We start from the raw sequence: 1145 nt of genomic DNA on the forward strand, positions 1-1145 counted from the left end.
CGGCGGAGGTCGAGAACATGGGCCACGTCGCCGCGTTTTCGGGCAGGCCGACAATGCGGCGCGGGCGGCCCAGCCGGACCTGACGGTTCAGGATGCGCGCGGCCATCGGCCCGATCCCTTCCAGAAGTGAGCCGCCGCCGGTCAGGATCACCCGCCCGTCGGACGCGGGGCCGACGCCGGACATTTCCAGCCTGTCCCTTACCATTTCCAGTGTTTCCTCCACGCGCGGATGTATGATCGAGACAATCCTTGCGCGTGGAATTCTGACATAATGATGGTCGTTGTCACCGATAAGCTGCACGAGGATGGAATCCTGGTCGTCCCCCCCCAGCAGTTCGGCCGATCCGTGCATGGTCTTCAGCCGCTCGGCATTGTCGATGGAGGTGGACAGCCCGTGGGCGATGTCGCGGGTGATGTGCAGGCCACCCACGGGAATCGTGGAGGTATGCAGCAGCCGCCCTTCACCGAACACCCCGATGGAGGTCGTCCCGCCGCCCATGTCCACCACCGTGGCGCCAAGGTTGCGTTCATCCTCGTTCATGACCGCGAGTCCGGAGGCGAGGGGGGAGGAGACCATTCCCTCGATCTTGAGCTCCACGCGCGACAGGACGGCCTCGAGGTTGCGCAGGGCCGTGGTGTTGGCGTCGATCACATGCAGCCGGGCGGACAGCAGGTCACACAGATGCCCGCGCGGGTCGAGCACTTCCTGCGTGTCGTCCACGGCGTAATCCAGCGGCAGGGTATGGATGGCCGACCGCCCTTCCGATACCGCGCGCAGGCGGCCTTCGGCGATGATGCGGCTGACATCGGTCTTCGTGATCTCGCGCCCGCCAATGGGCCAGCGCGCGTTGATGTGCCGGCTTTCCGGATGGCCGCATGACAGGTTGACGAAAATCGAGTCCCGGCGTTCCGTCGCCATGTCCTCGGCCTGCGCCACGGCGGCGCGGATGGCGCTTTCCGCCTCGCGCAGGTCAACGATCCCGCCCGATCGCACCCCGTGGGAGCGCCGCCAGCCATGGCCGAGGATGCGGATCGTGTTATCGGGCTCCCCCCGCCCGATCAGGCACACGATCTTGGTCGAACCGATATCCAGCACGCTGAACGGCCCCGTGCGCAGCCTGCGCGTGGGGGGGCGTTCATCGGTG

The 1145-nt window shown here is 66.7% G+C and carries 1 protein-coding gene; it reads right to left on the bottom strand.

The window, feature by feature from the left end; genetic code table 11:
* Nucleotides 1-1145 (bottom strand): cell division protein FtsA (gene ftsA, locus JCM25156_RS17475; RefSeq protein WP_025814171.1); only part of this gene is annotated, 1145 nt, incomplete at both ends.

Source organism: Komagataeibacter kakiaceti JCM 25156, from assembly GCF_000613305.1.